Annotated in this window: 22 protein-coding genes and 2 pseudogenes; 5 read left to right on the top strand and 19 right to left on the bottom strand. The window is 39.2% G+C overall.

The genetic code is table 11. From position 1 onward, the window contains the following. Nucleotides 1-15: 15 nt before the first annotated feature. Nucleotides 16-468, bottom strand: a complete 453-nt coding sequence (locus AC0VX1_RS10865; protein WP_239861050.1) for a MarR family winged helix-turn-helix transcriptional regulator — start codon at nt 466-468, stop codon at nt 16-18. Between the two features lie 122 nt (nt 469-590). Between AC0VX1_RS10865 and AC0VX1_RS10860 the strand changes: the two genes are divergently transcribed. After that, a complete protein-coding gene (locus tag AC0VX1_RS10860) occupies nt 591-1,031 on the top strand; it encodes a GNAT family N-acetyltransferase (RefSeq protein ID WP_475471188.1) in 441 nt (146 codons plus the stop codon). Nucleotides 1,032-1,063: 32 nt separating this feature from the next. Continuing rightward, nucleotides 1,064-1,242 (top strand): annotated as a pseudogene (locus tag AC0VX1_RS10855) (YitT family protein); the annotation flags it as partial. Between the two features lie 487 nt (nt 1,243-1,729). Here AC0VX1_RS10855 and AC0VX1_RS10850 read toward each other — a convergent pair. Both AC0VX1_RS10850 and AC0VX1_RS10845 read right to left on the bottom strand, forming a co-directional pair. Then, nucleotides 1,730-2,998: an erythromycin esterase family protein gene (locus tag AC0VX1_RS10850; RefSeq protein ID WP_475471186.1), complete on the bottom strand. Its 1,269-nt coding sequence runs from the start codon at nt 2,996-2,998 to the stop codon at nt 1,730-1,732. Between the two features lie 29 nt (nt 2,999-3,027). Continuing rightward, nucleotides 3,028-3,381: a hypothetical protein gene (locus tag AC0VX1_RS10845; protein ID WP_475471752.1), complete on the bottom strand. Its 354-nt coding sequence runs from the start codon at nt 3,379-3,381 to the stop codon at nt 3,028-3,030. A 305-nt stretch (nt 3,382-3,686) separates the two neighbouring features. Here AC0VX1_RS10845 and AC0VX1_RS10840 point away from each other — a divergent pair, with 305 nt between their 5' ends. Next, nucleotides 3,687-4,175: a divergent PAP2 family protein gene (locus AC0VX1_RS10840; RefSeq protein WP_034312708.1), complete on the top strand. Its 489-nt coding sequence runs from the start codon at nt 3,687-3,689 to the stop codon at nt 4,173-4,175. 344 nt (nt 4,176-4,519) lie between these two features. On the opposite strand, the gene AC0VX1_RS10835 is transcribed toward AC0VX1_RS10840, so the two are convergent. The 14 genes and pseudogenes from AC0VX1_RS10835 to AC0VX1_RS10770 form a co-directional block, all read right to left on the bottom strand. Further along, the gene (locus AC0VX1_RS10835; RefSeq protein WP_413022926.1) at nt 4,520-4,843 is read right to left on the bottom strand and encodes an AtuA-related protein; all 324 of its coding nucleotides are present in this window, start codon (nt 4,841-4,843) and stop codon (nt 4,520-4,522) included. After that, a complete protein-coding gene (locus tag AC0VX1_RS10830) occupies nt 4,824-6,164 on the bottom strand; it encodes an acyclic terpene utilization AtuA family protein (RefSeq protein ID WP_413022924.1) in 1,341 nt (446 codons plus the stop codon). The genes AC0VX1_RS10835 and AC0VX1_RS10830 overlap by 20 nt, the downstream gene beginning before the upstream one ends. Before the next feature lie 7 nt (nt 6,165-6,171). Next, nucleotides 6,172-7,476: a CitMHS family transporter gene (locus AC0VX1_RS10825; RefSeq protein ID WP_364278681.1), complete on the bottom strand. Its 1,305-nt coding sequence runs from the start codon at nt 7,474-7,476 to the stop codon at nt 6,172-6,174. A 386-nt stretch (nt 7,477-7,862) separates the two neighbouring features. Next, entirely contained in the window at nt 7,863-9,278 is a 1,416-nt protein-coding gene (locus AC0VX1_RS10820; protein ID WP_475471183.1) for a sigma-54 interaction domain-containing protein, read from the bottom strand. Between the two features lie 415 nt (nt 9,279-9,693). Continuing rightward, on the bottom strand, nt 9,694-10,401 hold the full coding sequence (locus tag AC0VX1_RS10815) for a GntR family transcriptional regulator (RefSeq protein ID WP_034312712.1): 708 nt from the start codon (nt 10,399-10,401) through the stop codon (nt 9,694-9,696). A gap of 250 nt (nt 10,402-10,651) precedes the next feature. Then, nucleotides 10,652-11,704, bottom strand: a complete 1,053-nt coding sequence (locus AC0VX1_RS10810) for a YeiH family protein (RefSeq protein ID WP_413011072.1) — start codon at nt 11,702-11,704, stop codon at nt 10,652-10,654. A gap of 33 nt (nt 11,705-11,737) precedes the next feature. Then, nucleotides 11,738-12,487, bottom strand: a pseudogene (locus AC0VX1_RS10805) (PIG-L family deacetylase). Between the two features lie 151 nt (nt 12,488-12,638). Beyond that, a complete protein-coding gene (locus AC0VX1_RS10800; protein WP_475471751.1) occupies nt 12,639-13,991 on the bottom strand; it encodes an aminotransferase in 1,353 nt (450 codons plus the stop codon). 144 nt (nt 13,992-14,135) lie between these two features. Further along, nucleotides 14,136-15,899 carry a sulfoacetaldehyde acetyltransferase gene (gene xsc / locus AC0VX1_RS10795; protein ID WP_063576547.1) on the bottom strand — a complete coding sequence of 588 codons (1,764 nt, stop codon included), beginning with the start codon at nt 15,897-15,899 and terminating at the stop codon, nt 14,136-14,138. A gap of 175 nt (nt 15,900-16,074) precedes the next feature. Beyond that, nucleotides 16,075-16,905 (bottom strand): phosphonoacetaldehyde hydrolase, encoded by an 831-nt coding sequence (gene phnX, locus AC0VX1_RS10790; RefSeq protein ID WP_475471181.1) that lies wholly within the window; start codon nt 16,903-16,905, stop codon nt 16,075-16,077. Nucleotides 16,906-16,975: 70 nt separating this feature from the next. Beyond that, entirely contained in the window at nt 16,976-17,431 is a 456-nt protein-coding gene (locus tag AC0VX1_RS10785) for a hypothetical protein (protein WP_475471179.1), read from the bottom strand. Nucleotides 17,432-17,597: 166 nt separating this feature from the next. Then, nucleotides 17,598-19,010, bottom strand: coding sequence for an amino acid permease (locus AC0VX1_RS10780; protein ID WP_057276002.1), 1,413 nt, complete (start codon nt 19,008-19,010; stop codon nt 17,598-17,600). Between the two features lie 368 nt (nt 19,011-19,378). Continuing rightward, on the bottom strand, nt 19,379-20,011 hold the full coding sequence (locus AC0VX1_RS10775) for a YitT family protein (protein ID WP_475471178.1): 633 nt from the start codon (nt 20,009-20,011) through the stop codon (nt 19,379-19,381). Nucleotides 20,012-20,377: 366 nt separating this feature from the next. Next, nucleotides 20,378-21,796: a sigma-54 interaction domain-containing protein gene (locus AC0VX1_RS10770; protein WP_475471176.1), complete on the bottom strand. Its 1,419-nt coding sequence runs from the start codon at nt 21,794-21,796 to the stop codon at nt 20,378-20,380. A gap of 175 nt (nt 21,797-21,971) precedes the next feature. On the opposite strand from AC0VX1_RS10770, the gene AC0VX1_RS10765 reads away from it, so the two are divergent. After that, on the top strand, nt 21,972-23,177 hold the full coding sequence (locus AC0VX1_RS10765; protein WP_475471174.1) for an iron-containing alcohol dehydrogenase: 1,206 nt from the start codon (nt 21,972-21,974) through the stop codon (nt 23,175-23,177). 271 nt (nt 23,178-23,448) lie between these two features. Further along, nucleotides 23,449-24,774, top strand: coding sequence for an MFS transporter (locus tag AC0VX1_RS10760; RefSeq protein WP_413011056.1), 1,326 nt, complete (start codon nt 23,449-23,451; stop codon nt 24,772-24,774). A gap of 308 nt (nt 24,775-25,082) precedes the next feature. Here AC0VX1_RS10760 and tatC read toward each other — a convergent pair whose 3' ends face one another. Both tatC and AC0VX1_RS10750 read right to left on the bottom strand, forming a co-directional pair. Continuing rightward, complete coding sequence (gene tatC, locus AC0VX1_RS10755; RefSeq protein ID WP_413022939.1) at nt 25,083-25,784, bottom strand: twin-arginine translocase subunit TatC; 702 nt, start codon at nt 25,782-25,784, stop codon at nt 25,083-25,085. A gap of 146 nt (nt 25,785-25,930) precedes the next feature. Next, nucleotides 25,931-26,143 (bottom strand): twin-arginine translocase TatA/TatE family subunit, encoded by a 213-nt coding sequence (locus AC0VX1_RS10750; RefSeq protein WP_034312740.1) that lies wholly within the window; start codon nt 26,141-26,143, stop codon nt 25,931-25,933. Nucleotides 26,144-26,194 lie beyond the last annotated feature (51 nt).

The following is a 26,194-nucleotide window of genomic DNA, read 5'->3' as shown; positions in this document are numbered from 1 at the left end:
CTTTCTTATAATGTATCAATACCCCCTTTTATTTCCCTTTTTCACAAATTCCCAATCTACCTCAATATTTTTTCTGACTCTTTGAAGAAGATGAAGCATCGTTTCCGCTTCGTCCAAAGAAAATCCAGATAACGCAACCTTGTCAGTATACTCCCCTTCTTTTTTCAAAAAAGGATAGACCGTTTCACCTTTATCGGTTGCATATAGCTTTTTAATTTTTTTGTTTTCCTCATCATTTTTCTTCTCGATTAACCCTTGTATTTCAAGTTTTTTAATGGCACGAGCTGCTGTCGTTCGGTCAACCTTTATCATTTCTGCTAACTTTTCCTGAATGATACCTGGGTTTTCACATATTCGAACAAGATACAAATACTGCCCTTTTGTAAGGTCAAATTCTTTAAATTCGATATTACTTATAGAGTCCAATGCCCTTGCTATCATTCCAATTTCACGGAGTATTTCCTTCATTCAAAAAGCCCCTGACTTTTTTGTTGTATTTACAACAAAAATAATTTCATTTATACTAAAATAGGATATACATTTATTATGACTTGTCTTATTATATAAATCTAGAAAAGGGATGAAGAACATTGGATTCAAAAAGAATAACTACTGAAAATGATTTAAAAATAGCCTTTCATATCAGAAAAGAAGTATTTGTCGAGGAACAAGGTTTCCCATTAGAATTTGAATTTGATGAATTTGATACACTTAATGCTTTATCTGAACACATATTAGTCTATTATAATGAAAAGCCAGTCGGAACTGGAAGATTGAGAGTTGTTTATGGGTTAGGTAAATTGGAAAGAATTTGCATCTTGGAGCCTTACCGTAAATTTGGTCTCGGTAAAATAATACTTAAAACGTTGGAAGAAATTGCAAAGGAACAAGGTATTACTCAGGTTAAATTACATGGGCAAACACAGGCAGAGGGCTTTTATAAAAAACTCGGCTATCGGACTTCATCCGATGTCTTTATGGAAGATGGCGGTCCGCATCTATTAATGATAAAGGAACTGGTTAACGAATAAGTGTTAAATGTGAGTAAAACAAACATTAACAAACTGGAATGAATACACTATATTCAAAAACATTCATTTATCTTTCTTCTTGGTTTTGGAAATCACTTACAGTGGACCAATAGGTATCGGAACTTTATTAACCGTCTGTTTAGGAGGCCCGATTCTTAATTACTTCATATTATTAATTGGCAGTTTATATAAAAAACCAGTCCATCCGTAAATAGATATCAAGATAAAAACCATCTTATAGAATGGTTTCAGACTGTAGACAAAATCAGTGAAAATTGATTTTTTTAGGGGATTGTATAATTTGAACGTTGATTTCCACTACAGGCACTCGCTTTCCGCGGGCGGTCCGGGAGCCTCCTCGGCGCCTTTGCGCCTACGGGGTCTCCCCCTGGACGCGCTTTTCCCGCAGGAGTCTCGAACACCCGCTCCAACAACTTTGTTTTACTTTTAGAAAGAACCCTTTTGTCTAACTGAACCATTATTTATGAAATGGTTTTTAATTTAAAAATTAAATCGCTTTGCACGTAACGATTCATTAGATTTTCATTAATCTCAAATAAAAATAGAAATGATCAAACCAATAAATTTGGTTTCCGTCGCGATAATATCTCCAACATTGGGTAGCATTAAGAATAAGCACGAACAAAAAGACGAAGCCGTTTATAACACGAAATGTTATAAACGGCTTCGTCTTTTTATTACCGAACGGGTGCTTTTTCTTGAACGAGCGGGTGAAGGGCCTGGGTTTCATCAATATAAATAAAAGCATCATATCTATCTGACATCACAGAAGGTACATAGTTACCATATTGTTCATATTCCGGTCTGTATACAACCCCAATCGCCCGATGTCCAATCCTCCCTTGGAATAGCTGACGATTTTCATCAGTGAAAATTAGCAACTTATCATAAGCCCCCGAAAGGTGCATCGCCTCCTCCCAACTTCCCTTCATTGCCGGGGGTACTGTTTTAATTTCGAAATCCACGCCCCACTCCTCTGCTGCTATAACAGTTCCTCTGTAGGTTCCGAAACCTGTGATAAATACATCTTCAGTCGGGTTTTGCTCTCGAATGACCTGGCCGACATTAATCATCCCGGAATCTTTCATATCAGTAGCGCTGGCGTCACCAACATGGGTATTATGTTCCCATACAATCGCCTTGCCTTCAGAGCCGTAAAAATCCATAATTTCATTAAGTGCATCAACCATATGCATATCTCGAATATTCCATGATTTATCATCATGGACGACCATGGTCCTGTAATAATTTTCGGCATTGTATGCTACCAATGCATTCACTTGAAGATTCAAATTCAATTCTTCGTGATGGGGGTATTTTTCTTTTTTTCGTTGAATAGTCGTCAGTAATTTGGCTACTTCCTCTATACAGTCTTCCGAAAAAATACCTGCAGAAACTGCGTACTCCTCGTTATTCCGATTGAATGGCTCAAAACAAGTGAACGCCTGTCTGGCAGCTTCAAGGTCAGTTGAATCAATTTGTTTTAAGTAACGGATAACTTCATCCATGGATTCCCAAAGACTGTATATATCTATCCCATAAAATCCAACTTTCGTTTGATTTTGTCCAGACTCATTGTATTCTTTCATCCATTCAATCAGGTCGATCATTTCCTCGTTTGCCCACATCCAGGTCGGCCAGCGGTCAAAACTTTTTAGCACATCCTTTGCGGATTTAGTCACTAGGTCATAGCCTTTAACATACCTATTTATTGCCTGGCATGCGGGCCAATCGCCTTCAACGGCTACAAAGGTGAACCTTTTTTCTTGAATCAGCTTTTTTGTTATTTCAACTCGTGCCGTGTAAAATTCGGATGTCCCATGTGATGCCTCACCCAGCAAAACAAATTTTGCATTATTAACTTGTTGAATGAGCTTATCCCAATCTGCTTCACTTGTAAGCATGACTGATTGTTCGACTATTGACTGAACAAGATTATGTTTCACCGTTTCTCCTCCTTGTTATCTTACGAACATTATCGTTTGTACTCGGCATTATAAGAATTGGAACCTGCGTGTACGGACAGTAAAGTATCAGCGTATCCCACTAGACGATTTATAAGTTCATCACAAATAGAGTAAACCAGCTGAAAATTTTCTTCCTCAAATAGAACAGGGTCATCCAGTATGACCGTTGTGTTAATGAACATATCTTTGTTTCCATATAGGTTGTAGTGAACGATAGCCTTTCCAGCAGCTCCCCCTGTACCAGGATCATTGAAGCCTGGTATGAATACGAACCATTCTTCTGCAGTAGCGGACCTGAAGTTTTTCGTGAAAGACATTCTCTCGGTTTCCGTCATGATCTTTTTTAACTCTTTCGGATTCATATCCTTGACCTTGTTCATTCCATTGCCACCTTAAAACCATGTTAATTATCTTCCGTTATATATTTTCCTTAAGGTTCCCATTCTATAAATATTATTATGAAATAGTGACCTTTTCCGAAGAAAATAAGCCTGAACCCACCTCGGATATGATGCTTCAGCTGAACTCGGACACAGCAAAAAGTGATATCATGATTCATTCATCATGGAACTGCTGCATATAAAAAATATTTTTGGGGTATCAAAAGAGGGAAGATAAATTCCCGGATTGGGTTGGGTTGGACTGGTCTGGAGTGGAGGAGTTGCTCATGGAAAAGATGAATCGGGGAATTTTAACGGCGCTGTCGGCGATTGGCATTGCGCAAGGGCTGAAAATTTTAACGCATTATAAGCTGACGGGAAAGTGGGACTCGAAGCAGGCTTTCACAACGGGTGGCATGCCCAGTTCGCACTCTGCGGGGGTGGCCGCACTGGCAGCGTATGTAGCAGCGAATAAAGGATGGCTGCATACGGAAACATCGCTTGCGACAGTGTTTGGCGTGATTGTGATGTATGATGCTCAGGGGATTCGCCGCCACACAGGCGAAATCGCTAAGCTCGTGAATGATCTTGAAGATAATATGGCCAAATTTTCCGGAGAGTTTCCGAGCTTTGAGTATGTTGAGCGTGAGAAGGAACTGAATGAACTGCTCGGACATCAGCCTGTGGAAGTGGGAGCAGGTGCGTTGCTGGGAGTTGCCCTTGGGCTTATTTCGGCTAAATTGGAGGATGGCAAGCCCTCAAAACCGAACGGCTGAAAACGGTGGGCAAGCCTTGATATTCTAGGTTTTAAAGTAAGGTATGTAAGGAAGAGTAAAAGATTGTCCAAGGTTTATAAATTTCCAACATAAATATAGATATTTTCAACTTGAAAATAAACCATCTCAGTAAGGTGTTTTTCTATCTTGTCCTTCTGCGTCGTGAAAACAGAAAAACCTCTATGTGGTGTTAGAGGTTTTTTTGATACTTTAAACAATTGGAATATAGTTAATAAATCATTTTAATACAAAATTGCTTTTTGCAAAAACAAGCTCAGTAAATTTAAAATAAGCAGCAACATCAACACACTATTTGTAGATTTTGTTGTTTTTTTATCCTCCTACTATAAAGATTCCTGTACCTCTATTTCCATTTCCAATAAGGCGTAACTCAAACTTTTCCCATGTGTATCCATTCCGAGTGATATTGTAACTCCGCCAAGCAAAGCTTGATGGCAAACGAACTGAAGAGCAGCGATATTTGGAACCTCGTATCGAAAAATTTCACCAACAACAATGTCCTTAAAATGTTGTTTTACTCTCTCTATTGTTACTTCTTTGCATAAAAGCGAATAGTCTTTTTCCTTATATGGAATAAGCGAAAGCATCAAAATATTCCCTTTATCACCGGCGCGACTGTGGGCAACCTCATACAGTTTTCTCTTCATGCAGTACACTCTCCTTTATTACAACACTCACTTCAATTTCTTCTCGAGGAAGTAGAGAAGAAACAATTCCTAAAACTTCCTGTGTATACTTTCTTGCTCCTCCTCCACCGGCTGGCCCGTTTGTGTAAAGAGATTCAACCTCTTCACCAATTTTAGCGGCATCGCTTAGACTGCATGTTTTAGCTGCGACCCTTAGTCGGACTTCGTATGGTTCATTCCATTGTCCAAACGTATTACGGTGTGTGGATGAAACACCGATATAATCAATCCGCAATTCATCAAAACGCTTCTCAAGTCTCGTTCTCATAACGTCTCCAGCTAGTTGTGCTCGTCCCCATGCATTTGAACCTGCATAAGAAATTTCTCCTTCTCCAATAAACCCTGCATGGTAACCGACGCTTACTTTTAACGTTTCCGGCCGTTTCTTTCCTTTCCCTCCTGTTACCTCAATTCGATCCGGCCCTGCCTCACGAAGCTTCACTGACATAAAGTCGGCAATTACATCAGGTGTAATGTATTCGTTCGGATTTGTGACTTCATATAAAAGCTGTTCTTTTGCCGTCATCAAATTGATAACTCCACCTGTATTTGGGATTTTTGTAATCAAGGCAGAACCATCTGCTTTTACCTCTGCATACGGAAATCCTAAGTCCTCCAAGTGTGGAACATCCTTTTTTCCCGGATCTGCGTAATAACCGCCAGCAATTTGACCACCGCACTCCAAAAGGTGGCCAATAATGGTTCCCTGTGCAATTAAATCTGTATCGTCAACCGACCACCCGAAGTGGTGTACCATTGGGGCTAAAAATAAGGAAGGATCTGACACTCTCCCGGTCAGAATAATATCTGCTTCTTTTTCTAACGCAGGTAAAATTGCTTCGACACCGAGATAGGCATTTGCCGATAAAATCGGGCCATATGAATGTAGAGGCTTATTTGTTTCCATAGACAGTGCATCTGTATCTAGGAAAGCCGATACATCATCTCCTGTCACAGCCGCGACTTTAATAGAAAGACCTAGTCTTTGGGCAATTTCAATTACCTTTTCAGCGCCACTGACAGGGTTGGCTGCTCCCATATTTGTAATTAACCGCACACCATTTTGAATGAGTGTTGGAAGTAATAGCTCCATCCTCTTTTCAAGCAGCGGATCATATCCTAATGAAGAATTCTCTTTTTTTCGCTTGTGTGCCAGTGCGATTGTCCGTTCAGCCAAACATTCCAACACTAGATAATCCAAATTCCCTTTTTCTGCAAGAAGTAATGCGGGTTCCAACCTATCTCCTGAAAATCCTGCACCTGAACCGATTCTAATCAACATAATCACCTCAAATAATAGTAATAGCTCCTGTTAGCAGGGCTGCGATAGTCATGATAATCGTTGTTCCAAATGCCCATTTAAAAATAAAACGCTGATGATCTCCTAAATCAACGCCTGTCATTCCGATAAGAATAAACGTAGAGGCAGTTAATGGACTTAATGGGAAGCCGGTTGTCATTTGCCCGAGTATAGCTGCCCGGCCAACTTCAATGGGATCAATTCCAAAAGTAGAAGCGGTTTGACTTATGATAGGTAAAACTCCAAAATAGTAAGCATCCGGTGTAAAAACTAAACTAAGAGGCATGCTTGTAATCGCTGTCAAAATAGGTAAGTAGCCCGCCATCGCTTCAGGAATAACCGACACCATTGAAAGCGCCATAGCATCAATCATTTTTGTACCGGTCAAAATACCGGTAAAAATCCCCGCAGCAAAAATCATGGTCGAAACCATAACAACGTTGTTTGCGTGACTTGTGATACGCTCCAGCTGTTGTTTTTGGTTTGGGTAATTCACCAATAAAGCGATTGCAAAAGCAATAATAAACAAGGTAGGAAGTGGCAGCCATACTTTGATTAAAGCGATGAGAAGAATCAGTGTCAAAATAAGATTGAACCAAAAAAGTTGGGGACGTTTAAATTCTAATGTCGCTACCGCTAATTCTTGAAAAGCTATGTTGTCCTTTTCCTCCATATCTATAATCCCTAATCTTTCCCTTTCTCTTTTTCCAAGCAAATAGGATGAAAACAACACCCATAGGATGCCTGCAACCATAGCAGGTAGAATAGGATTAAATAGTTGAGCAGACGTGACATTCAACGTTGCCATCGCCCTTGCTGTTGGACCGCCCCATGGTGCAAGATTCATGACCCCGGCTCCCAGAGCCACTACACCTGCTAAAATCAGAGGGTTCATCTTTAATCTCTTATAGAGAGGTAGTAAGGCCGAAACAGTAATCATAAAAGTTGAAGCACCATCTCCATCTAACGATACAAGCATCGTGATAACTGCCGTGCCCACCACCACTTTTAGGGGATCTCCTTTCACGATCAGGAGCATCTTGGAAACGATTGGATCAAACAAACCCGTGTCCATCATCAGTCCAAAATATAAAACAGCAAAAGCCACCATAATTCCGGTAGGAGCAACCTTTACGATACCCGCTAGCATCATTTCCCCTATCCCCAAGCCAAATCCGCCAATCAAAGCAAAAACGATTGGCACCAACACCAGAGCAATTAAGACCGATAAACGTTTTGTCATGATAAGGTAAAGGAAAACTCCTATTGTCAAGCAACCTAAAATAGCTAACACATTATTCCCCCCCACAAGGCATATTTACTAAAGATTCCATTGCCCTTTCTAAAAGAATTTTGCTGTGTACTATTCTTTTTGCAAGAACCATGCCTAAACAAAGAAAGTTAGATTATATTATTATTCAAGTTAGATTTTCTTAGGTGTTTGTTCACTCTAATGCTGATTTATCAGCTATTTAATTACTCACTAAGAAAATTGAAAAAACAAAAAAAGAAAGCACTTTATTGTTAGCGCTTTCCTTTATGGTAGATCAATTTCTAATTTTTTAGAAAATATAACTAATCATTCTCAAATAAATAATTTCATCCCCTAATTCTATGGCCTTTGTGGATTTCTAATTTTTTAGAAATCTAATGATTTATTCTAATTTTTTAGAAATCACTTTAAATAATACGGTATTTTTTCATTTTATTATATAAGGTGGCCAAAGACACCCCTAGAGAATTTGCTGTTTTTTTTCTTCCTTCCATATCATTTCCGAACTTTCCCAAAGTTTCTTGAATGTGTTTTGATTCTGCTTCTTCCGTTATGTCTTTTAGTGTTTGACCATTTGGTTTTAAAGTAGAATCCAAGCGATTCATTTCAAGCTTCATCATTACATCTGGTAAATGGTGGAATTTTATTTCCGTACCTTCCGCCATACAAGTTGCATAGTCGATTACATTTCTCAATTCTCGAACATTGCCAGGCCAATCATATGATCGAATAAATGCTAAAGTTTGTTCGTCTATCGTGTACATAGAACCATCCCTTGCTGATGGAGTTAATGACGAACGAAGCAATGAATGAACCAGTTCAGGGATATCTTCTCTTCGTTCCCGAAGAGGTGCTATCTTTAAGCTTATAACATTAAGTCTATAAAACAAATCTCCGCGAAAATGATTTTTATTTACAAGCTGTTGTAAATCACGGTGTGTAGCGGCAATAATCCTGACATCAATATTTCTCTCTTCTGTTTCTCCTACTCTTCTGATCTTACTTTCTTGTAACACCCTGAGTAACTTAGCTTGGAGATCATATGACATATCACCAATTTCATCCAAAAAGAGCGTACCCTGGTCTGCCATTTCAAATAAACCGATTTTACCGCCCTTTTTTGCATTGGTAAAGGCCCCATCCCCATAACCGAATAACTCACTTTCTAATAAAGTAGGTGGAATGGATGCACAATTTACTGGAATAAAAGGCTTATTACCACGATGGCTTTCATGATGAATGGCCTGTGCGAATAATTCTTTTCCTGTCCCACTCTCGCCGATAATTAATATTGGAAAATTGGAATCGGATACCCGTTTTGCCACATATACAACGTCCTTCAAGCCGCCATCTTTTCCTATAATGTCATCAAAAGTGTATTTTACTTTATAAAGTGCATTCATTTGCTTTTTAAGCAGCCGGACTTTCTCGTTTTGTTTTTGAAGTTCAAGTGACAATTTATGAACTTCAGTTAAGCTTTTGCAGATGGACACAGCACCAACAATCTGTTCATTGATAATTATTGGAGCCATATCGACCACATATTCCCGGTCTTTTGTTTTTCGATAAACCCCAACACGACACTGGCAATCTTTTAGTGTTTTTGTAAGTTGCGCTCCGGGCCGATATTTTACCAGTGGCTTCCCTATGATATCAGGTGTAACACCAGTAATACGTGTATATTCAGGATTAATCATTTTTACGTACCCATTATGATCAATTACTAGAACACCGTCATTGATTGACTCTAAAATTGCTTTCCACCAGCCTATGCTATTTTCACTAATTGAAACAGTGTTTTTATTATCTGATCGCTCTTTCAAGGAATTAACTCCTTTCACCCTTATATACTAATGTTCATCTAAAATTACCTCTCTATTTAGTTCGCATTTCAGCCATTTTTCTCCTGGATTATTTTTTAATTTTATCTCTAAACCTTACATTCGTGAACATTCCCTTTGTGGTGTTATGTGTATACCCACTTCTTCAAATAAAGTCCTCTCAATGTGTACGTTGAATACTATAATACTTAAATATTGTCTCTACTAAGTTAAAAATCAGCCATTTTTCTATCTTAAAACTACCTTGAACGCGGGAAATCATTTTGTAGCTAATAGGGTTTATTAGAATATCTTGACTGGAGTTTTTAAACGGTTCCAAACCGACTAACTCAATGATTTTAGAACCGAAAATGACCTAAGCCTCTCTTCTTCTTAGAAAGGCTTAGGTCATTTTAATTCAATTCTTCCGGGACATTTTCATTGCGAATGAATACATATCCGATCGGAATAACCCTTTATAATATTCTACTAAGTTACCATCAGAATCAAAAATCATTCGTTCTGTAATCAGTAAGCACATCGTTTCGGCTATACCCAAATGTTCTGCATCTTCTTTTGTTGGAAAGCCGCAGGTTATGATTTGTTCCGCTTCACAAAAGTCAATGTTTAATTCACCTTCGAGTGCATCATACAATACGGTTGTACTTAAATCGAATTTCGTCAATTTTTTTCCTAGGTCCAAAGAATAATAATGCAATTCAATGGCTATTGGGACATCCCCCTGTAACCGCAGCCTTTTAATATGGTAAGATTCATCCTCAAACCCATTTGCATCAGCTATATTTTCAGGTGTCATTACACGGCCATGATCTAGTAGTTTAATCCCCATGCTTTTAGTGGTTTCCGTAAAACTTATCATCTTAAGCCATTCTTGCACAGGTTTAAGGGAGACGAACGTTCCCTTCCCATGCCTCTTTTCCAATATTCCCTCACGAACCAGGATGGAAACGGCTTCCCGTACAGTGCTCCTGCTGACAGAATACATATCCATCAGTTCCCTTTCACTCGGGATTTTGTCTTTATAATAACCTTCCAAAATCTGATTTTCCAATATGGTTTTCAATTGGGCATGTAAAGGGATTGGATTTTTAAAGTCTAACTCCATAAAATTTCCTCCAAACAGAAAAAGACATCGTAATGTTCGTATCAGTTCTTATATTGTAAACCAAGTAGTTATAATATTCAAACATGCCAGCGTTCAATTTTTCCCTTAAATTAGGATTTTGTTGAGTTTCCAGCGTTCAAATACCGTTTTTCTTAGAGTGAATAAAAAAAACCTGAATAGCTCTATGTATTCAGGGCTTATCCTATATGCAACCTTCATCACATTTCAGGCATATATGAAAGCTTATATATTAAATGATAAAGTACGAAATTATGGAAAGCAGCAAAGAGGTAATGGTCATGGCTAAAAGGGGACGCATGGCTTTTGTTCGCAGTGCCTGCAGGCTAACATTCAGTCCAAGACCGATCATGGCCATAGTCAATATAAATGTAGTCGCTTTGGAAATGCCATCCATTACGAGAGGTGAAACCGTAATATAACTTCCAAACACATAACTTCCTATTAGGCTCATGATTATAAAACCAACGAGGAACCATGGAAAATCAATTTTGGCATCATGGCCCATTTTCCCGGATGTTCGCTTTTTCATCCAATACATAAAAATGAAACATAAAGGAATGAGTAAAAAGACACGTCCCAATTTGGCGAGGAGTGCAATCGCTAGCGCATCTTCACCAGCCGGTGCTCCTGCCAAAGCAACATGGGCGATTTCATGAAGACTGATCCCAGACCAGATTCCATAATCCAAAGCAGATAGCGGAAGGATCGGACGTAAAAGTGTATAAACAATGGAGAAAAGGGTTCCCATTAAAGCGATTATCCCGACGCCTATGGCTGTATCCTCTTCCTTCGCTTTCACGATTGGAGATATTGCCGCGATGGCTGCTGCACCGCATATCCCGGTTCCTACAGCAAGAAGAAGGGAAATGGAAGCATCTGCCTTAATCCACTTAGCAATCAGGACCATCACGACTATGGCGAATGTTACTGTCCCTATGTCACGTATCAATAATGGCAGTCCCTGATTGAAAATCACATCGATATTTAATTTCAACCCGTATAAAATAATGGCAAAACGCAAAAGTTTTTTTGCGGAAAATTCGATTCCCGTCCGGAATTTCTCTGGATATCCCGCTATTTGACGATATATCACGGCAATGATGATCGAGCATGCAAGTGGACCGATACGATCGAATCCCGAAATCTTCGAAAGCCCCAAGCCTAAGAGGGCAATGAAAAAGGTGAAAGCGATACCGCTCAGCCACAAAAGCACCTTATTTTGAAGTGGGTTTTGCTGTGCCTGGGGTGCTTCTTCAAATGGCTCATATTTTTCTAATTCCATACATTCCTTCCCCCTTTCCAGATAAACTAAATATCATCCCATCCTTTCAATCGTTTGAAAAAAATCGGTTTCTTCTAGATTAGGAAGTGAATTCCCTTTGATAAAATACTCGGATTCCTTTAAAAAAGGCAAGCTTGGATTTTGATTCGTCCACAATTCAGGAACCGCTAAAGTCTGGGAACGATGTGACCTTAAGGCACGGATTTTTTTCTTTAAAGTCCCTGCTATATTGACTTCTGTGATACTGCCCGGCCCATTTTCCTTTAACCATTCATCATAAAACGCATGCCAAAGTACAAAGTACAAACTTTGAACCTTAATAGCTGGAAATACTGGATCTGGATAAAAATCGGGATCACCGGAGTTTAAGAAAGCAAATGCGGCAGCACGGCCAATCGCACAATGGTCTGGATGCCCGCCGTATTTCTCATGGAATGTAATTAGTGCATCCGGCTGAACTTCACGAATCACCTTTACGATTCTCTCGGCCAATAAATCGAAGCTTTCAAATTCAACCGTTTTATCCCTTACGTTTAAAAATCGCAAATCACTAATCCCCTATTCTTCACAAGCTTTATTTAACTCCTCCACCCTTAGTTTTGGCAATGCCTCCCTTGTTGTTACAATGGGATTTCCCATTCGTCTGCCCATTTCGCCTTTTGTCGCACATAGTAAAGTTATCTGAACACCTCGCTCAGACATTTTAGCAATGGTTCCCCCACACAGGAATGACTCATCATCGGGATGTGCCAGAACCACCAATAACCTTTGTTGTGATTGCATATTTCCTCCTGTTTTGGATTCCCCAGTTTTCCCACACTGTTAGACTTAATATGAAAAAATGGACATGGATGTCAAATCGGCTAGACATATCATGCCCATCTTCATTTTTTTCTTCTATATATATAGCACCCTAAAGCTAATCATCTTTTGGTTAGCATAATTCACATAAAACGGATTTAACCGTTTCTATGACAAAGCGTAAATCTTCAACGGTCGAAGATAAAGGCGGTGCAATGATGAGTACATTACCATATCCAGGAACCGTATCACCATTACGTCCGATGATAAGACCCTTTGCCTTGCAAGCCCCGATTATTTTACCCATGACCTCTTCGGAAACAGGCGTTTTTGTCTTTTTATCTTCCACTAATTCAATGCCATATAAAAACCCAACTCCCCGAACCTCCCCTACTTTATCCAGGGCTGTCAATTCAAAGAGCGCGCTTAGTGTCGATTCACTAAGTTCAGATACTCGTTGAACGATGTTTTCATTTTCCAAGATTTCAATGTTCTTTAGCGCAACTGCGCAAGATGCAGGGTGGCCTCCATATGTTGACACATGCCTGAAATGATTTAAATTTCCGTTGTCTTTGAACTTCTCATAAATCCTGGAATTCACTGCCGTTGCCCCAAGTGGAAGATAACCGCTGGTCAAACCCTTTGCCATCGTAACAATATCCGGTTGAACCCCATCTGAGTGCATGAACCCAAACATTTTTCCGGTTCTTCCAAAACCTGAAACCACTTCATCCACAATTAATAGAACATCATGCTTCTTACAGATTTCCGAAACCCTCGTTAAGTATTCTTTTGAAGGAATAAGGACCCCGCCACCAGAGATGAATGGTTCAAGGATAACGCCCGCTACCGTTTCAGCTCCTTCAAAGTTAATGACCTGATCGATATATTCAGCTGCAAGCAAATCGGAGTTTTCAACGTTTTCCCCAAACGGGCTTCGATAACTGTACGGGGGTGGAACATGCAGGAAACCTGGAACCGCCGGATCATATTTCACTCTTCGATTAGCCTGTGCAGTTGCGCTGAGCGCGCCAAAAGTATTGCCATGATAAGCTCTATACCTTGAGATGAACTTGTATTTACCCTGATTTCCATTTTGGGAATGATATTGCCTGGCTATTTTAAAAGCTGTCTCATTCGCCTCGGAGCCGCTGTTCGTAAAAAAAGTTGTATAAGGGCCCTTTAAATGTTCACTTATTTTTGCAGATAATTCGATTGCCGGCCTATGACTTAATGTTAAAGGGAAGTAAGATAAGTTAATCATTTGTTCATAGGCTGCCTGGGCAATCTCTTTTCGTCCGTGACCAAGGTTCAAGCACCATAATCCGGAGACACCATCTAAATATTTATCCCCTTTAGTATCAGTGAACCATGAGCCGGATCCTTCTGTAGCCATCATGGGAGCATCCTTCTCATTATAGCGATGCATCGCATGCCATAAATGGTCTTTATCCATTTGAACAAGGTCTTTCGTTTCAGTTTCCATCTTCACTTTTGAAACCCCCTTATTTTTCATCGAATGCAACTAAGTTAAGTTCCCATGCTGTTACAGATCCTTTTATGCGAATTGGTGATGGTGCGATGACCCCAATCGTTCATCAGGGCATCGCAGCTGTCCTATCACCTTTTTTTATTTATCCCAGTTTTTATGATCTAAATGAGAATATTTTTCTAATAATCTAGTAGGCATTTTTAATGCATCTTTTCTAAATGGCGGAGCCAATTGTGTTCCATCCACTTGTATATCAATGACAGTCGGTTTGTTTGATTTTATTGCTTTTTCAATGACAGCGCCTAACTCGTCTGCTTTTTCGACCCTAATGCCTACAGCACCCATTGATCGGGCAACTTCTGCAAAATCAGGATTTTGGATATCGGCCCCTACAAAACGGTTATTATAAAAATCGACCTGATTCTTTTTCTCAGCACACCAAGCATTATTATTGAAGACACAAGCTATGACAGGTATGTTTTCTTCAACGGCCGTGCTCACTTCATGTAAGCTCATGCCCCACGCGCCATCTCCAACAATGGCTATAACAGGCGTATTCGGCTCAGCTAATTTGGCACCTAGTGCGGATGGGTAAGCAAATCCAGTATTCCCGAATGTAAGCGCAGCGATATGCCTGCGTCCCTGATTGAATTTCAAGTAAGCGTTTGCAGTTGAAGATACATTACCGATATCTGTAGTGACGATGGCATTTTCAGGCAACACTTTTGTCAATTCCAATAGGGCCCGACGCGGATTGATCGGGGTTCCATCGATCATCGCAAGATTCACCAATTCTTCTTCCCATTTTTGTTTTTCATTCGTAACTTCTACTATCCGCTCTTTTTCTTGTTTTAGGTTTGGTTTATCAGCCTTCAACCGTTTCAAGATTTCACGACTCGCTTCGCGGGCATCTCCGATGATTCCCACTTCCACAGGGTGCGTCCTCGCTATTTGCCTTGGGTTAATATCAATTTGGATGATTTGCGCATCTTTCGGGAAATAATCAATGTCATAGCATGGTAACGTTCCAAATACCGATAATCTTGTGCCTACCGCCAATATGACGTCCGCTTTCTTAAGTGTATTCATCGCAGCCTTTGAACCCATGTAACCGATTGGGCCTACTGACAATGGATGATCAGCAGGAAAAGCATCATTATGCATATATGAGACAGCTACCGGAGCCGTTAAATATTCCGCCATATTCTTAATTTCCTCAATGCCATCTGAATCAACCGTTCCCCTACCGGAAATGATCACCGGATACTTCGCCTCGGCTAAAATTTCTGCCGCTCTATCCAAGGATTCAGAAGACCCGCAGCCCCTTTCATCCACGCGATATTGATGTGGTTGAAGTATTTGATCTTCCACTTCACCATAGAAGTAATCACGAGGGATATCGAATAAAACCGGTCCCCTCTCGGCATAGGCAATCCGAAATGCTGTCCTTAGGCAATCAGCGACCCGGCCTGGGTGTGTCACTCTAACTGTTTCTTTCGTGATTGCCTTGAAGATGGAAACCTGATCGCATTCCTGAAAACCATCCCATCCAACTGTTGGTGTACCAGCTGAAGGTGATATGACCACCATTGGAGTATGAGCTTGATTGGCCGCTGCGACAGAGGTGACCATATTCGTCATTCCAGGTCCGTTTTGCCCGATGACAACTCCAGCAACACCAGAGACACGACAATAAGCATCTTCCATATGTGCTGCACTTTGTTCATGGCGGACACCAATGAAACGAATGCCTGCAGTTGGCAATAAATCAAGCATATCCATGAAAGCAGATCCCAAAATTCCCGAGATATGTTTAACTCCCTCGGCCACTAATGTCTCAACGATGGCTTCACTTGGTGTCATTTTTACTTTCGTACCTCTTAACATTTTTGTTTCGACCATAGCACATTCTCCTTAATTAAAATTTATTTCTGATAATGACGTTGCGACGTCCGTACCAGTTATAAGATGTATAATACTACCATTATGCGTAACAGTCAATAAATAATTTGAATATTTCGAATTAATTTAAAATCTCTGTCCAGCATAGGCACTAACACATGTATTTGACTCTTTTTTAACCAATAAATATATCCTTTTTTTCAGTCAATCTGTAGTTGATTCTATCGATGATCTCCAATAAATCACCTATTTCATCAATTACGAAATCGGCACCTGCATTCAAAAAACGGTTTTCTGCATGCTTCATCCGTTTTTGCAGATCATAAGGGTCCATTTCACTGATTTCTGCTTCTGAAAGTCCGATTTCACTGCCGCCTTTCAATACGGCAACAGTCCACATTCCCGCATAAATTCCTTCTTTAATATCACTGATCGTATCACCCACTTTAACGATTTTGCTGAGTGGATACACTTGGAGATTCATCGCCGTCTTAAAGCACATCCAAGGAGCAGGCCTACCTGAAGGCACTTCGGTGGACGCAACGATGGAATCGGGTTGATAGCCCCATTTTTCCGCCTCTTCTTTAACAACATCAATCATTTCACGAGTATACCCCGTTGTCGAACCGATTTTTATTCCTTGCTGCCTTAAACGGCTGACTAATTCAATTACGCCGGGTATTGGCTTGGCATTATCCTTTAGAACTTTAAAAAGCAAAGCCTCAAAGTCTTTATATAATGAATTTAGATCTCTTTCGTCCGGTTCTTTCCCGAATTTAGCACTCCATAAATTAGAGATTCGTTTCATTTTCAGGAGTTCCATAATATGATCCATTTTCAATAACCCCATAGGTCCCCTTGCTTCCTTAACGGTAATATCTATCCCCCTTATCCTGAATATCTCGACAAATGCTTGGACCGGTGCAAAACAACCATAATCCACCGTCGTTCCTGCCCAATCGAATATCACTGCTTGAACCTCTTTGCATTCTTTTGCCCTTTCCAATCTATGCTCCCCTCCTCATCTTACCTCCTCCAAAATCACCAAACTTGCTAAACCAGGGTATAAAGAGAATTCAATTAACTTCTTCCAAAAATAACTGTAAATCTTCCTTTGTAGCTTCAGAGAGTCGTTTAATCTTTTCAAGGTCCTTTTCCGGATTCCCTGACTCCCCAATTAATGGGTAAAGGTTTTTCTCAATTCTTTCATACCAATCCGGGTATTCATCTTCCACTTGCTTTTCTATCGAATCCCAAATTGAACTCATATCTTTTCCCGTTTCTTGAATTCTCTCTGGATCCGCTTCCGCACTTAATTCTGATTCCAATTCTTTTATGGATTGAATCACATCGCCGACACCTTTTTTAATGACCTCCGGATTTTGGGTTTCACCCGTATTTGATTCCGGATTTTCATTCATGATTGGACTTTTTTCTTGTTGAGCCTCGTCCGGTTCAGCTGAATTGCCGCAGCCTGACAGCAATATGGCTCCAAGGACAACTCCACTGGTTATTACACTTAAACCATTCAATATAACCCCTCCTTCATGATTTAAAAGACAAATGGCACCAAGCACTTATTGGCACAATCTCTTTTTCTATTGGAATCATATTCTAGCTGATTAGTGAATTGAAGAATTTTGTCTGAGGAATTCCATAGAAGTAACCTTAAATTAAACCAATGGTGTAGAGCCAAAGCTAAAACTTTTCAGAATTAGGGGAACCAGAAGCAATATTTAATTCATTCTCCAAATACTTCGCTTTTTTTCGCCGAATGAAAAAGAATGAACAAATAACGATCAAGCTAAATAGCATGGTAAATATGAACTGCGGACGCTGCGAATCGATAAAAGCCATTAATATTAACACGGAAATCATGGAAATGATGGTTGCATAAGTCAAATACGGGAATAACCACATCTTGATCTTGAATATTCCAGGATTCTCCTTCTCCATTCTCTTCCTTAATCGGAGGTGGGAAACCGCAATGGCCAGATAAACAAGAATTCCGACTCCTCCCGAGGAATTCACTAAAAAGAAAAAGATTTTATCTGGTGAAACATAACTGAAAATGGTGCTGATAAAGGCGAATATAGTAGAGCCGACTACAGCAAATATAGGGACACCGTTCTTGCTCACTTTAGAAAATAGCTTTGGGGCGTCACCCTTTTGTGCAAGTGAAAATAACATGCGTGAACTCGTATATAATCCCGAATTCAAACAGGATAGCAATGCAATGAGAATCACTATATTCATGATCAGGGCAGCAGAAGGGATTCCCAGCATTTCAAGTACGGCGACAAATGGACTTTTCAGCAAAGAAGCCGAATTCCAAGGTAATAGCGTCACCAGTATGGCGATGGACCCGATATAGAAAATCAGGATTCGCCAAACCACACTATTCAATGCACTTCTAACTGATTTGACCGGATCACTGGTTTCACCCGCAGCAATCGCTGGTATCTCCACTCCAACAAATGCATGAAAAACGATCGCAACACCAACAAGCACAGAACTTAGACCATTTGGAATAAACCCGCCAAAGTTTAAAAGATTGGAAGTGCCAGGTGGTTTTATCGTTGGGATAAACCCTAATATCACTGCCACCCCCAGGCACAGGAATAGTATGATACTGATTATTTTAATGATTGAAAACCAGTATTCGAACTCACCAAACGATTTCACGGAAAAAATATTCGTCATTTTCAATAGGATGATCAATGATAGACTTATGACCCAGACGGGAACGGAAGGAAGCCAGCTGTGAATGATTGCTGCTCCAGCCGTTGCTTCCAAAGCGATTACGATAACCCAAAAGAACCAATATAACCAACCTGTTGTAAAACCGGCCCATTCACCTATCCCTTCTCTTGCATAAACCGCAAAAGATCCAGTATTAGGATTCACTGTGGCCATTTCCCCAAGCATCCTCATGACTAACACAACGATCAAGCCTGCCAAAACATATGATAATATCGCCCCGGGGCCCGTTTGACCAATAATGATACCGCTTCCTACGAATAAACCAGCTCCTATGACACCACTCAAAGATATCATCGTTAAATGTCTTTGTTTCAGACCTGGTTTCAGTTCTTCCTGTTGATGTTTCATACCCTCCACCAACTTTCAATAATTTGGGGAATCAACTAAGATAATCGCTACTTGAATGTAAAGCAGGCTTTTCAGCTGCCTGTCCTTTACACTTTCACAAAGATAGTGGGAACTGGAAACATGGCATTTTCAAACAACACAGGGTATGACACTATGAACTTAGGATTCTATATCACTAGTCCTCCTTCCTTATGGCTATTTTGAAATCCGAAGCGGATCTAACATCACTACGTCATGATGTTAGTACCACTTTCTATGTGTATAATACACTCTGATTTTTTTAAAGTCAATTTAAAAATCAGAATATTTAGATAACAAAATGAAAATTTTCATATAAAAAACGATGTCCATTAAGTCTGCAATTTTAGTTATTTTACTTCATTTACCTGTGGTGTTTCATCCAACACACTTTCCGTAGCTGACGTTACTGCCTTCTGCTTCCTATCCAGCATTTTCTTTAAAAGATATGAAAAAAGCAATGTAAAAGCAATTCCCTTAACAATCGATGCATAACCATAAACCAGAAGGCCCAATATCAGTACGATAAGATTAATAATCCTTATTGTCGCAGCAATATCTATTTTTTCATTTTTGTGATGTAAAATTAAGGCGAGCACGTCAAAGCCAACAGTGGAGGCATTTGCAGTTATACATAAATAATATCCTATCGCTATAAAAATCGACGAAATGAAAATCACTAAAACGATATTCATATCAAAATGAAAGTTCAATGAATAAAAAAAATTAAAAAAAACCATATAGCTAAGGGAACTTACGATCGACTTAAAAAAGTACTCTTTCCCTAGAAAAACTAAACAAATGATTAACAGTAATCCTGTAACCAAATTGGCGAGCATGGCAATGTTATAGCCCAATAATGCATTCAATAATAATGCCGAGCTAGTTACCCCGCCATTGATGATTTCATTGGGGACGATTAAATAAGCATAGGCAAAGGTCATGGAAATGTTTCCTGCGATAATTTTCAATAAATCCTTCATACATTCTCACCATCCTGTTCGATATTTTGATAATGCTCTTTCCCCCCTAAATATATATTTATATTTGAACGATAATAAGGTTCGAACCTTTCACCTTTCGATATTTTTACTATTACGTTCTTATGTTTCTTTTGGAATGTCCAATTACCTATTACATGTTGGAAATTAACATATGATATTATTAGTTTGTTTAAAATGATATGAGTGAATTAAAGGGGAATATAATTTGCTGGGTCATTATTATTCAGGAAAAAAACTCCTTCCATAACTATCCAATTTTATCGTATAGGGGTAAAAAATATAACTAGAGGTAAAAACTTTGGGTGCATATCGTCTATTAGGCTTCATTTATAGATTTCATTTGCCTCAATTCTGAATCCCAAGACGTTTCATTCTCCTAATTAGATTTGCATGGTCAATTTCGAGTTTAATAGCTGCTTTTCGAATGCTTGGTGAGGATTTTAAGGCTTCTAAGATTATCTGAGCTTCAAATTGATTCATTGCTTCCTTTAAGTTACGGTGACTTGAGGGGGATATATGATATTCCTCATATTCGGTATCGCTCTCTAATTTCCAATTATCCCTAATATGTTCAGGCAGGTCTCTAGGGAATATGGAAGGTACTGATGTTGATACCACCAAATACTCAATTATATTTTTCAGCTCACGAACATTTCCTGGCCAATGATAACTTTCCATAAGCTTTATAGTTTCAGGCATTATTTTTTTTATTAACCCGAACTGCTCACAAAGCATCATAAGGTAAAAATCAATAAGAGGTAAAATATCAGATTTCCGCTTTTGTAACGGTGGTATATCTAAATGGATGACATTAATCCGATACCATAAATCTTCTCTGAATTGCTTTTTATAAATAAGTTCCCTTAGGTCTTTATTGGTGGAACAAATTAATCGAAAGTTAAGAGGAATTGGTCTTGTTTCACCTATTCGGGTAATAGCTTGATCTTGGAGAACACGGAGCAATTTAGCTTGCATCATCAATGGAAGTTCCCCAATTTCATCTAATAAGATGGTACCCATATTCGCTTTTTCAAAAAATCCAGCCTTTCCACCTTTTTTAGCTCCTGTAAACGCTCCATTAGCAAATCCAAACAATTCCGACTCAAATAATTCAGATGGGATGGCTGCACAATTCACCTTAATGAAAGGGCCTTCTTTTTGTGGGCTGTATTGATGTATGTAATTAGCCAATACTTCTTTACCTGTCCCGGAGTCACCTGTAATGAGTACAGATGTTGGAAATGCAGCAATTTTTTTTGCCTTTTTTATAAGGGTCTGCATTTGCTGACTTTTATAAATTATTTGAGGATGATGTTTAATGTTGTGTTTTGCGTCAATTTCATTATCAAGTTCAATTTTTCTTGTTTGACTTTGTAAATGATTCAAATAAGTTATATCTCTTACACTCGTAACTATCATTTTTACCTTTTTCTTTGAGTTATCAAAGACTGGGGTAGCTGTTGCTACAAAATATTTACATTTATTGATTTTTTGCATGATAGTGGTAGTTTTCTTAGACTGTAATGCCATATACGCAGCTGATTCATCAAAATACTCCATTAATACTAAATCTCTAATATCCTTACCAATAACTTCATTACGATTTATCCCTGTCATTTCTTCATAAGCCTTATTAACTTCTATAGTGATTCCATCCTCATCAACCACATAAAGCCCGTCTGAGGAAAAGTCAATGATTGTACGCATTTGTTTATTGTTTGCCTCTAAATGTTTTATCTTTTCTAAAAGTTCCTTTTTTTCCATTTATCCGCCTCCTTTTGTAGTCATTTTATTACCAGGTTGGTGACAATTCAATACCATTATTTTAAGTGAAGCACCTTTTTTACACAATTTTCACAACATTCCAACTTCGGCATGTTTCTTGCATTATTATTTTATCAGTTAAACTCTTTAACAATATTAAGAAAAGGGTGATAAAATGGCTATACTTGATTTACCTCGGAATATTATGCTTGAAAATGGTGCCATTCATTATTTGGGAAAACTAATTAGTTCAAAAGGAGGAAGAAAAGTTTTCATACTCATGGACTCTTTCTTGGCTAAACCTCCGTTGAACCTCCATGAAAAGATAGGGGTTATCTTAACGAAAAGTGGTATAGAATACAAACTTTTCACTAATTTTTCAGGCGAACCGTCTACCAAACATGTTAAAGAGGCATTAACCCATTTCAATGATTTTCACGGGGATTGTGTACTCGGCATAGGAGGAGGCAGTGCCATTGATTTAGCAAAGGCATTATCAGTTTTCGGTAAATCGATGGATACTGAATGGAAGAGCATACCTAATTACCAAAAACTAGATCGACTCCCTCTTTTTGCGGTTCCTACAACATCTGGAACCGGATCTGAAGTTACTAAAATTATGGTTATCACTGATTTTGATACGAATATAAAAATGAATCCAAGTCACCCGGACCTTGTTCCAGATGTGGCAATTCTAGACCCGGAATTAACTTTAACCCTCCCCCCCAGTTTTACGGTCTATACAGGGCTCGATGCTCTTTCACACGCTATTGAAGGACTTCTTTCGAACAGAGCGACAATCATGACCAAATTATTTTCTATTGAGGCTATAAAACTAATCAGAAAATCACTGCCAAATGTCTTTGAAAATGGATCAGATATTGATTCAAGAAGAGAAATGATGTTGGCAAGCTGTTATGCAGGCATCGCTTTTTCAAATGCTTCAACAAATTTAGCCCACGCAGCAGGAAGAGCGTTAGGAGCGAGGTTCCACATTCCACATGGACTAAGCGTAGCCTTGCTGATGCCCTTTGTTATGGAATTCAGCCTAGATTCCTGCCAAGAACATTTTGCAGAAATAGCATTGGCACTTGGGGCCTCTCCCTCTCTCAGCAAAGAAAACCTTACTTTATTTGCTATTTCCTCTTTGGAAGAATTTAATGAAAAGTTCGGTGTTTGGCATGACGGACTTAAATATATAGACACCCAAAAATTAAATGCCGAAATTCCAACATTAGTTAATGATGCACTTTCAGGTAATGGAATAGCTACTAACAGAAGAGTTCCGACTGAGCAGGACATACGGAATGTTTTTCACTTATTAGCTGAAAAACTTTCTAACCGAAATTCACAAGCTGTCTCTGAAATAACACCAAAATGAAAGCACATACCAAACTGGCCAATTCTGAAAGTTTTAACAATTATTGAAGTGCCCAAACAAATCAAGGATAGATACATTCACTTTAAAACATCTTTAGAAAGCATTTTAAAAACAGTACAAAATTCATTTGTGGAGTTATCAGATACTGGTATATATCGATTAAATTGTCTCCCACTCGGATTAATTTTTTGAAATCCATTAGATACTTTATCGTACTCTTCTTCATATCCAACCATTTTTTTGAATTTGTCAATTTTAGGGAGGAAAAGAGATGGAAATAAAAAAGGATAAAACGCTCTCACGTGTGGTGGGAGCAAGTCTCATTGGTTCTACTATTGAGTGGTATGACTTTTTCCTTTACGGTGTAGTCGCTGGAATAGTATTCAATAAGCTATACTTTCCTGCTGATGATCCGATCGTATCCACTTTGCTAGCCTATGCCACATTTGCTGTGGGGTTTATAGCCCGTCCGGTGGGAGGCTTGATTTTTGGTCATTTCGGAGACAAAATCGGGCGGAAAAGCATGTTGATAACCAGCTTAGGTATTATGGGCGGGAGTACTGTATTAATTGCCCTAGTACCCACTTATAACCAAATTGGCATATGGGCTCCTATCTGCTTGCTTATCTTAAGAATATTGCAAGGAATTGGACTAGGCGGTGAATGGGGCGGTGCTGTACTAATGACTTTTGAACATGCACCATTAAAAAAGAGGGGGCTATATGCGAGTCTTCCACAAATTGGATTATCAATTGGCTTGCTTTTGTCTTCTGGTGTTGTGGGAGTACTTTCTTCCACTTTATCTGATAGTCAGTTCATGTCATGGGGATGGCGAACAGCTTTTGCGCTTAGCTCGATATTGATATTCCTTGGTTTATGGATTCGGCTTAATGTTTCGGAATCACCTGAGTTTAAAAAAGTGAAGGAAAGTAACGTAGAATCTAACATGCCAATAAAGGACATGTGGAAAAATAATACCGGTAATGTCCTGGCTGGCATGGGTGCAAGATATATAGACGGCGTGTTTTTTAATGTTATGGGTGTATTTTCAATTACCTATTTAACAAACTCTCTTGATTTATCACGTACTGAAGCATTACTCGGTGTATCCGCAGCAGCATTTGTCATGTGTTTTTTCATTCCTATCTTCGGTCATGTATCTGACCGAATTGGAAGAACTCGAACCTATTTAATTGGCAGTCTTGTTACAGGACTTTCTGCCCTTCCTGCTTTTTGGATAATGTCGAATAGTAATGGCAGCACCCTTGTAATCTGGATGGCACTCATCATTCCTCTAGGAATCTTTTATTCGTCAGTTTATGGGCCAGAAGCTGCATTATTTGCAGAGCTATTCGATGCTCCAGTCAGGTACACAGGAATGTCTTTCGTATATCAATTTTCCGGAATTTTCGCTAGTGGTTTGACACCTATCATTGCCACTGCATTATTAGGTTATAATAATGGATCTCCCATTTTACTTAGCTTGTATGTTGTTTTTGCTGGTTTAGTGAGTGCAATATCGGTTTGGTGGATTGGTAACAATAAACGTAAAACTTCCCCAAATATAAGGTCAGAAGCCATGATAAAAAAAGGATAATTGATCAAGTTATTCCCATCGAGTACTTTTCAGAAATAACAAAGTTGATTGGAGAGGAAAGTGTGAGACTCCTGACGGATAAGCACTACTAGGGAGCCACCAGGAGACTCCGTAACTCCTGCGGAAAGCGAGTCCTTGAACAAAAACCAACATCCAAATTGATGAAACCAAAAAATACTGTAGACAAACTTGATTTTCATCGAGTTTGTCTACAGTCTAGTCTGAGTAGTGGGGATTATACCCCTCTACTTTTTTATACCCCATTATTTCCCAAGAAATGTTACTTTCAATAGCTGTGATTATCCTTTTCATGTCACGGATAATGCTGACTCATCCTTCATAAGCCTTTTACGATAAACCATATTGGACAGCTGTACACTCACTTCATAAAGCACAAGTAAAGGGACGATAACCAAAATGTCCGAAATTATATCTGGAGGTGTAATCAGGATTGAGATGATGACCAGGACGAAATAAGAAATCTTGCGAGACTTTTTCAACACTGCTGGATTGATGATGCCTAATCTGGTCAGGAACATGACCACAAGCGGCATCTCGAATAAAATCCCGAAAGGTAAGATCAAATTAATCATGAAACGAAAATACTTTTCCGCAGTGAACATCATCTCGAACTGCCCGGCCGATAGGGAAGTTAGGAAACCCAGAACTATTGGAAACAACACAAAATATCCAAATGAGATACCTGTGATGAATAGAATGAACAGTCCGGGTATGAAGCGAAATGTAACCCTTCTCTCTTCCGGTTTCAAAGCTGGAGCCACAAAGCGCCATAACTGATAGGCTGCAAGCGGAATCGTTGCAGCTATTGCGCAAACCCCAGCAATAATCATATATACCCATAGGATCTCACTCGGCCCGAGCACGGCAAGCTTTCCTTCCAAATCTTTAATAAGTAAATTATAAATATCCTGTACGAATATGAAGCTCATTATGAAAAAGGCCACAAAGCCTATCAGTGTTTTAATGATTCTGTTTCGGAGTTCCTCCATATGCTCAATAACGTGTAAATCCTTACTCTCCACTTTCACTCCCCCTTTTTAGACATATTATTTGCCACTTTGCAAATAGCGGCCCCTCTAACCTTTCTCATGAAAAGAAGCAGGCGAGTCTTTCCGCCCGCTCTATCTCATTTACTTCATCCCTCTTTTTTAACAGCTCTTAATGCAGCTTTATTCTCATTTTCTTCTTCTTTTTCTGTATCATTCACCAATCCTTTGGTTGCACTTTTGAATTCGGATAATGTCCGGCCAAATGCACGGCCTATTTCCGGCAGTTTGGACGGTCCAAAAATAATCAGTGCAATCACAAGGACAATCACCAAACCGGGTATTCCTATATTTGAAAGCATTCCTACTCACTCCTCTGTTCTTCTCATTTTTCTTCGCTACATTCCTGTCAA

Source organism: Peribacillus sp. QJM3NY_7, assembly GCF_056173225.1.
Note: the sequence above shows the minus strand (reverse complement) of the source record. Positions and strands in the feature narration are given on the sequence as shown.

Excerpts from the sequence above, each read along its gene's own strand:
- AC0VX1_RS10780 (WP_057276002.1), bottom strand. The coding sequence starts at position 19,010 with ATGAAACATCAACAGGAAGAACTGAAACCAGGTCTGAAACAAAGACAT.
- AC0VX1_RS10765 (WP_475471174.1), top strand. The coding sequence starts at position 21,972 with ATGGCTATACTTGATTTACCTCGGAATATTATGCTTGAAAATGGTGCC.
- AC0VX1_RS10815 (WP_034312712.1), bottom strand. The coding sequence starts at position 10,401 with ATGGAGTTAGACTTTAAAAATCCAATCCCTTTACATGCCCAATTGAAA.
- AC0VX1_RS10770 (WP_475471176.1), bottom strand. The coding sequence starts at position 21,796 with ATGGAAAAAAAGGAACTTTTAGAAAAGATAAAACATTTAGAGGCAAAC.
- AC0VX1_RS10750 (WP_034312740.1), bottom strand. The coding sequence starts at position 26,143 with ATGCTTTCAAATATAGGAATACCCGGTTTGGTGATTGTCCTTGTGATT.
- AC0VX1_RS10800 (WP_475471751.1), bottom strand. The coding sequence starts at position 13,991 with ATGGAAACTGAAACGAAAGACCTTGTTCAAATGGATAAAGACCATTTA.
- AC0VX1_RS10845 (WP_475471752.1), bottom strand. The coding sequence starts at position 3,381 with ATGAATCCGAAAGAGTTAAAAAAGATCATGACGGAAACCGAGAGAATG.
- AC0VX1_RS10830 (WP_413022924.1), bottom strand. The coding sequence starts at position 6,164 with ATGTTGATTAGAATCGGTTCAGGTGCAGGATTTTCAGGAGATAGGTTG.
- AC0VX1_RS10775 (WP_475471178.1), bottom strand. The coding sequence starts at position 20,011 with ATGAAGGATTTATTGAAAATTATCGCAGGAAACATTTCCATGACCTTT.
- xsc (WP_063576547.1), bottom strand. The coding sequence starts at position 15,899 with ATGGTCGAAACAAAAATGTTAAGAGGTACGAAAGTAAAAATGACACCA.
- AC0VX1_RS10840 (WP_034312708.1), top strand. The coding sequence starts at position 3,687 with ATGGAAAAGATGAATCGGGGAATTTTAACGGCGCTGTCGGCGATTGGC.
- tatC (WP_413022939.1), bottom strand. The coding sequence starts at position 25,784 with ATGGAGGAACTCCGAAACAGAATCATTAAAACACTGATAGGCTTTGTG.
- AC0VX1_RS10835 (WP_413022926.1), bottom strand. The coding sequence starts at position 4,843 with ATGAAGAGAAAACTGTATGAGGTTGCCCACAGTCGCGCCGGTGATAAA.
- AC0VX1_RS10760 (WP_413011056.1), top strand. The coding sequence starts at position 23,449 with ATGGAAATAAAAAAGGATAAAACGCTCTCACGTGTGGTGGGAGCAAGT.
- AC0VX1_RS10810 (WP_413011072.1), bottom strand. The coding sequence starts at position 11,704 with ATGGAATTAGAAAAATATGAGCCATTTGAAGAAGCACCCCAGGCACAG.
- AC0VX1_RS10865 (WP_239861050.1), bottom strand. The coding sequence starts at position 468 with ATGAAGGAAATACTCCGTGAAATTGGAATGATAGCAAGGGCATTGGAC.